Here is a 7,251-nt window from a genome sequence, read left to right as displayed (position 1 = left end):
AATCAAAAACTCCAGCGCCTGGTTCAGAAACGCCCCGCTTCCGCAAGCCGGGTCGCAAATGGTGAGGTCCAGCAGCCACGCTCGGTATTGCTCCAGCTTGTCGAGCAGCTCTTTCTTGGTTTTCTTCTGGCGGTTCGGGCGGTACTCTTCGTCCACAATGTCCAGTTCAGCTTTTTGCTCCTCGCACAGTTTCCCGACGGTGTTTTCTACAATGTACTTGGTGATGTATTTGGGCGTATAAAACACCCCGTCTTTTTTGCGGCGGGTTTTGGAGGTGTCAACTTCCTGCCCTTCCAGCTCAGCGGTAATTTCCTCGATCTCGTTCAGCGAATGCTCAAAAATATGCCCGAGGATGTTTACGTCCACTTCCGACACAAAATCGTAGGTGCTCAGCTTCAGCGTATGTTTGTAGAGCAGCTCGTCGCTGATGGTCAGGTTGTCTAAAATCTCATCTTCCGCAAATAGCCCACCGTTATAGGCAAATATTTCATCTTTTCCGGGCATATTCCGGCCTTCATTCAGGTAGCCAAAATATTTTACAAAGCGCTCATAGAGCGGACGATACTCGTCCAGCTCCTTCAACTGCTGCCACTGCTGTATAATTTTTCGAATAGAGTTGGGCGGGAGTAGATTCCGGTCTTCGGCAAAAAAGATGAACAGAAAACGATCCAGCAGCTTCTGCGTTTTCTTGAAGAGCAGCAGATTGTCGTATTCCGGGTTGTGAGCTTTTACGCTCTCAAAAATATCGCTCTTAAATGCCGAATAGTCCTTATACAGCTTTTTGGTGACGTTCTCCTCTTCGGTGAGGGAGGCGTCTTTGATCTTCTTCGGCTGCCCCTTCGCAAAATTGGAATACCCAAGGCACAGCCACAGCACCTTGAATTCCTCTTTGTTTAGCGTGAAGAGATTGAACTCGAGGAAGTCCACCGCGTTATCAATATAAAACCGCAGCTTCTCGAAGTTGGAGATGACCACGTAGAGCGCATTGGGCTGTTTGTTCTTATACCCGAACGCCTGGCTCTCCACTTTTCCGAGATCGGTGGTTTCGGTGCCCTTCAGCTCGATCACACCGCGAACTTCATCGCCATCCAGCAGTGCACCGTCTGCCTTTTTGGAATCGGTGAGATTCTTTTGCTCTACCACCAGGTTATAATTCGGAGTGGGATTTTTGGTGTAACCCAACACCTTTACAAACATATCGTCGAGAAATCCTTCCTGATAGGATTCCTCTTTTGCCTCACGAATATTTTCCTGTATCTCTGCATTGTGAAAGTGAGCGGTAAAAGCCTCCCAGGCGTCATCCACCTTTTTTTCATCAACCCCCGACAAATACTTCTTCAGTACCGCGCTCTGAAATAAAGCCATATAACATAGTTTTTATAGATATTCGCTTAAATCCAATAGGATTATAGGGAAAGCAAGCCTGAGGGGAAAGAAAAAATATATGATCTGCAATCCGAAAGCCAAGCAACTCCCGCTACTTCACCTCATACTCAAATACATATTCATGCTTTCCATCCTCGGTATTAATGGTCATGCTGCCAGACAACCCCTGTAGTTCTCCGGTGCCCGAGTCGGGCACAACCTCCAGGATGAGTCTCTCGGCACCTCTCTCCATCGTTCCGAAATGTTGCAACACAAAGCTACCTGTTTTACCCGATAAACTGCCGGTGACCTGTTCAATCGCCACATATCCTGCCGATCCCTTCATCGGAGTCATTGCGCTCAGCATCTCACCCTTGCTGGTGGCATCCAGTTTGCCGTGAAATGTTTTGTCTAAAGACATCCGGTTGAGCTGAACACCGTGTCCCCCTTTTACGTAACCATCTATGGGATTTAATTTTACGTCAAAACTTCCGCTGATTTTCATGGTCCTGTAGGTTTGTTTCCGATTTAAATTTCTGATTTGTGTGAATTTCTCCCTCTTCCATCCATTCGATTATACCCAATAACAGACTGATTTGGAAGAAGATCAAAAGACTCTGTTGTGGATTTTATCCTTTAAATCTGTTATTTAAAATTCAATCTTTATTTAAAATAAGAGGGAATCAATGGCACATCCACCGTTCGACAGACTTCAACAACAGATTCAGGGAACAGTTATACAACCCACCGACAAACATTACGATGAGTATAGACAGGGGTGGAACGGATATTTTGACAAAAACCCCCAAGCCATCGTTGCCTGCAAAAGCGCTGATGGTGTTGTACATACACTTCATTTTGTAAAAGAGTATTCGCTGCCATTTTCCGTGAAAAGCGGCGGACATGATTATGCCGGTCACTCTATTATTGACAACGGTCTGGTAATCGATCTCTCCGGGATGAAAAAAATTAACGTAAATCCTGATAAGAAAACTGTTATGGCTGAAGCCGGTAACAGATGGGTAGATGTTGACAGGGAAACCGCAAAATATAACCTGGCAACCACCGGCGGAACGGTATCCACGGTTGGCATTGCGGGATATACACTGGGAGGCGGCAGCGGATACCTGGCTCGCAAAGCCGGGCTTGCGGTCGACAACTTGATCTCTGCTGAAGTTGTACTCTCCTCCGGGGAAAAAGTAGTTGTCTCTGAAAATGAGAACAGTGACCTGTTCTGGGCACTTCGCGGAGGAAGCGGGAATTTCGGGATTGTTACATCGTTCGAATATCGACTGCATGAAATACCGGAGGAAATCATGGCCGGCCAAATTGTTCATCCGTTTAAAAATGCCGGAGATGGTTTGAAGTTTTACCGTGATTTTATGGAAAAAGCCTCCGATAATCTGACCTGTTACGCATTCTTTCTCAATGTGCCGCCGGTAGAGGTTTTTCCTGAAAAGTATCACGGTAAAACGGCTCTGTTTCTGATCCTGGCACACTTCGGATCAAAAGAGGAGACTGAGGAGGAGCTTCAGCCGTTGCTTAACTTCGGCGATCCTATTTTAAAAGCAGTTCAACCGATGCCTTACACGCAAGCACAAACGATGTTTGATGACGGCATGGCAAAAGGGAATCGATGGTATTCAAAAGCGCACTATTTGGATTCGCTCCCGGATCAAGCGATAAACACGCTTTTGACGTACTTATCAGATATTCCCGGCCCATTCAGCTCAGCTTATCTGGAACCAATGGGCGGAGCTGTCAATCGCGTTAATAAAGAGGCTACTGCATTTCCTCACCGAAATGCAGCCTATGGACTCCACATTTTTCCCGGGTGGTCAGGTACCGATCTTGATCAAAAAACCATGAAATGGGCAAAAGACTTTTTCAACGATATGAAAACCTTTGCCAATGGAGGAGTTTATGTCAACCTGCTAGGCCATGATGAACAAAACAGGATAGAAAGTGCTTTTGGATCAAATTATCAAAAACTGAAACAGATCAAACAGAAGTACGATCCTGAGAATTTATTCAACCACAATCACAATATTAAACCTGAGAGTTAATCAGGCCTATTCCAGATTCCAGCTCCGGTTCACTTTTTCCAGAATCGATTTATAACGTGCATCCGCTCTTACATCCTTCAACTCATTCGGATAGAAATACCGTATCATGGCAGCGGTGAATGCTTTCCAAACAGGCACCATTTCAAACTGTGCAAAAGCATCGTCAGTTTTACCCATACTTGCATACAACACACCCAACAGTGCGTGCTTATTATATTTGATTAGCTTTTTCTGAATTGACTCAAGTTTTTCTGCTTCATTTTTTTGTATGGCATTTAAAGCCATAATCATTTCAATGTCCTGTTCTGAAAGTGCCCCCTTCGGATTTAGTAATTTTAAAGACTCCGTGAGAGCGAACTCAGCCTCATCAATTTTTTGAAGATGATAGAGTATCAATCCTTCCAGATAATATCCTATACCATATTCGGGCTCAATAGAGATTGCAGCCCTGGCTTCTTTAAGCGCTTCTTGAAACCTGCCGGCAGATAAATAGATCACACTTAGATAGGCTCTCGTATAGGTGGAGTAGGGATCGAGTTTTACCGACTTTTCCGATGCCGGAATAGCTTCCCCCAACTGACCCGTAATGGCCAGCAGCCAACCCAGCCAGCTGTAGGCTTCAGCAAAACTGGGTTGTAAACTGACGGCTTTTTCCAATTCTCTTTTCGCATCAGAACCGTTTAAACGCCTTGTATATAAAATACCCATTGTTAAATGCGCTTCTGCCAACTCCGGGTTAAGCGAGAGTGCTTTTACAGACGCTTCCATTGCATCTACTTCGAGTTGGGGAACTTGATAGTTGTACCATTTTGCCAAAATTAAAGTCTCCGCTAATCCTGCCCATGCCTGCGCGTACTTATTATCATGCTTCAGAGAGTTTTGAAAACTTTGCAATGCTGCATTCAGGCTTCGCTCCGTTCTTTTATTTAAATATGAGCGCCCCTGATTGTATAGGAAATAGGCTTCAACGTTTTGTGTCGGTTGATTAATGACCTGTTTTTCCTCATTTGGAGTCAGTTCAGCTTTTAAGCGGTTGGTTATGCTGATCGCCAGATCCGATTGTATATCAAAAATGGTCTCTTCTGATAACTTCCTGTCGTACGTAATGGCTGTATGATGCTGGTCACTTTTCGTATCAATAAGCTGAACATGCAGCCTCAATTGACTTGCTGACTGCTGGACTGCGCCCTCAACGATAAAGTTGACACCCAGCTCGTTGGCAATCTGTCTGATCGACAACTTTGTATTTCTATATCGCAGTACAGAAGTTCTCGAAATGACCTTCAAGTCTCCAACACCTGCCAGACGGGTTAATAGATCGTGATGTAAACCATTCGCGAAATCGGACACTTCTGTGCTGCTTCCAATCTCTTCAAAGGGAAGCACCGCTATTGAGCGAGAGTCAGTATTTTTTCCCGGATCTAATTTTGGATCGGGTAATGATTGCCCCGAACTCTTTTTAACCGACTTGTTGAGCTCCTCTAATAGGTCTTCGAAAACTTCCCCGAATTCCTCGCCCATCAAACGGGCATGATTCTCGGCTACCCGTTTCACTTGAGATCGTTTACCGGTAGTGTGAAGTAGTCTAAGCAGATTTTTTACAGCTTCACTATTATAAGGATCCTCCTGATTGAGTATCTCCAGCCAGTTGATGGCTGAATCAAACTGCTGACTCTCTTCGGCCGCGTTTGCAAGTTCCCAAAGAGCATTCATATAGTCTTTCTGGTAGATATCGCGCTCTCGGTCCAGCCACTGTTCAAATTCAGGAGATGCGTTCGGAATGTGTAATCCATCCAGAATTTTACCTTTGTAGAGTTCGGCAACCTCACGCCACTCTTTGTTAAGAACAGCCTCGCGAAAATCTAGTGCGTCACATTCTAAAATATCAGGATTGATTGCCAGCTCTTCTGTTCCCCGGGTCAGTACAAAATCACTTCCGAGAGTTTTTCGAATATGATATAGCATATTACTCAGAGCATTCCGGGCACTTTTCTGACCTTTATCGGGCCATAAAAAGGGGAGAATTTTATCTCTTCGCTTGAATCCACCTTTCCTATTTAAAACCAGGTAGCCCAGCAGACCTAATCTTTTCGGTCCTGCCAAAAAGGAGTGATCCAGCTCTCCGTCATTGCCCCGTAACTCAGCTCTGCCTAATAATTTTAACGTTACCATCCTCTCAGGTTCATTTTTATGCCCTTAGATGGGAATCTAAGATTAAAAACGGAAGAAGCAAAGAGCGGTATTGTATGTTTCTACCCACCAAAATTATAAACCAAACAAGAGCAGAATGAAAATGAATAAAAAACTATATATAAACTCATTGAAGCCGTTTATAGCGGCGTTAGCACTTATCTTTATGTTCTCTTCCTGTAGCGAAGATCCCGGTTCTTTAATTGATCAGGAAATTGCGGTAGCGGAATTTGAAAATCTTGAGTCTGCTAAACCGAACCCAAAAAAGGAATACAGCTTTGTCGGACCGATGTTCGACATTGCGGCCCTCCCAAACGGTGCAATACTGGCAGCAGACTTTGAAACTATTAAGGAGATTCACAGAAATGGCGTCCGCGAAATAACCACATTGCCGCTGATTCAAGGGCCCGGCGCGGGTGGGGAAACTGAATCCACATTTATTAACGGGCTGGAACCGATTGGGAGTGGGAACTTCTTCGCTGTCAGATCCGGACTCGATCTTGCCCTGGGGGCTGCACTTTTTCGAGCAACCCGTGGCAATACCCGCGTGGTTGGAGACATAGAAAGTTTTACACTGGGAAGCTGGGCTGACGGTGGTGAGGCGGGGCAGTCACCCTCCTGGAAAAGCTTCAACTGCGAACCGGGCGGTGGCTACACACCCGGACCTCAAACCAATCCCTATCACTTAACCGCGCTTTCGGGAAGCGAGGTACTGATTGCTGATGCAGCCGGGAACTCCCTGCTTTATGCTAAAACAAACGGAAAGGTCGAGGTTGTTGCAACTTTTGGGCCGGTAGAAGATTCAGGAGTACCTATTGCTCAATTTTCACTCGAAGATGGAACACCCTGCTATGTAGAGCCTGTACCTACAGCTGTTTCGGTCGGTCCTGATGGAGCCTACTATGTAGGTGAACTGAATGGAGCGCATCCCGCAAACTTTGCAGGAGAAGCCACACCAAATGGATTGGCAAGCGTATGGCGCGTAGAAGCCGATTCGCGGAATGTTGAGTGCCCCTCTGACAAGTGCGAGAAAGTAGTAACCGGATTAAATTCCGTGATTGATATAGAATTTGGCCCGGATGGATATCTCTATGTTGTGGAGTTTGAAAAGAACGGTTTTCTGGCGGCAGTAGACCCCGCCATATCCCTTGACGGCGGGACAGTCAAAAAATGTGATGTGGATACAGATTCCTGTGAAATCATAGAAGGTGGAGATGGAACTCTGTTCCTTCCCGGGGCCATCACATTCGACAAGTGGAATAATCTCTGGCTGCTTGACAATGTTTTCGCACCAACTGTGAGGCAAATTAGCTCTAACTGATAAAATTATGGGGATGGATATCCTGGTTTAGAAAACAGGATTCCATCCTTTTTTATTGAGTTAACCACCCGTTTAAACCTCCAAAAAACTGCTGCTATTATGGATTTCATGTTCAAATTTACCGTTCTGTTTGGCTTGGCACTCACTCTGCTCCTGACTTCGAACCCCGAAACATTCAACGCTACCAATGAAGATCAAAACTCAAACACTATTGAAATAATGGCACTTCACGACCATGAAACCAATCGTCATCTGTTTGATATGAGTACAAATGAGGTGAGTGCCGGATGGACCACCTTCACATTTACC

5 protein-coding genes and 1 pseudogene are annotated in these 7,251 nt (G+C 45.3%); 3 read left to right on the top strand and 3 right to left on the bottom strand.

What is annotated here, in order from left to right:
• Together ACESM0_RS11790 and ACESM0_RS11785 are read right to left on the bottom strand one after the other, a co-directional pair.
• Window positions 1–1,365, bottom strand: a pseudogene (locus ACESM0_RS11790) (restriction endonuclease subunit M); the annotation flags it as partial.
• A gap of 112 nt (window positions 1,366–1,477) precedes the next feature.
• Window positions 1,478–1,870: a DUF3224 domain-containing protein gene (locus tag ACESM0_RS11785; RefSeq protein WP_372906408.1), complete on the bottom strand. Its 393-nt coding sequence runs from the start codon at window positions 1,868–1,870 to the stop codon at window positions 1,478–1,480.
• A gap of 181 nt (window positions 1,871–2,051) precedes the next feature.
• Between ACESM0_RS11785 and ACESM0_RS11780 the strand changes: the two genes are divergently transcribed.
• Entirely contained in the window at window positions 2,052–3,431 is a 1,380-nt protein-coding gene (locus tag ACESM0_RS11780) for an FAD-binding oxidoreductase (RefSeq protein ID WP_372906407.1), read from the top strand.
• 6 nt (window positions 3,432–3,437) lie between these two features.
• On the opposite strand, the gene ACESM0_RS11775 is transcribed toward ACESM0_RS11780, so the two are convergent.
• Window positions 3,438–5,603, bottom strand: a complete 2,166-nt coding sequence (locus tag ACESM0_RS11775; protein ID WP_372906406.1) for a tetratricopeptide repeat protein — start codon at window positions 5,601–5,603, stop codon at window positions 3,438–3,440.
• 121 nt (window positions 5,604–5,724) lie between these two features.
• Between ACESM0_RS11775 and ACESM0_RS11770 the strand changes: the two genes are divergently transcribed.
• Together ACESM0_RS11770 and ACESM0_RS11765 are read left to right on the top strand one after the other, a co-directional pair.
• On the top strand, window positions 5,725–6,942 hold the full coding sequence (locus ACESM0_RS11770) for a ScyD/ScyE family protein (RefSeq protein ID WP_372906405.1): 1,218 nt from the start codon (window positions 5,725–5,727) through the stop codon (window positions 6,940–6,942).
• 99 nt (window positions 6,943–7,041) lie between these two features.
• A partial coding sequence (locus tag ACESM0_RS11765) for a hypothetical protein (protein WP_372906404.1) occupies window positions 7,042–7,251 on the top strand: 210 nt, incomplete at its 3' end.

Origin of the sequence: Rhodohalobacter sp. (genome assembly GCF_041686455.1) — a bacterium.
GTDB lineage: Bacteria > Bacteroidota > Rhodothermia > Balneolales > Balneolaceae > Rhodohalobacter.
This window is presented reverse-complemented; position numbering and strand designations above follow the sequence as displayed.

Excerpts from the sequence above, each read along its gene's own strand:
- ACESM0_RS11785 (WP_372906408.1), bottom strand. The coding sequence starts at position 1,870 with ATGAAAATCAGCGGAAGTTTTGACGTAAAATTAAATCCCATAGATGGT.
- ACESM0_RS11780 (WP_372906407.1), top strand. The coding sequence starts at position 2,052 with ATGGCACATCCACCGTTCGACAGACTTCAACAACAGATTCAGGGAACA.
- ACESM0_RS11775 (WP_372906406.1), bottom strand. The coding sequence starts at position 5,603 with ATGGTAACGTTAAAATTATTAGGCAGAGCTGAGTTACGGGGCAATGAC.
- ACESM0_RS11770 (WP_372906405.1), top strand. The coding sequence starts at position 5,725 with ATGAATAAAAAACTATATATAAACTCATTGAAGCCGTTTATAGCGGCG.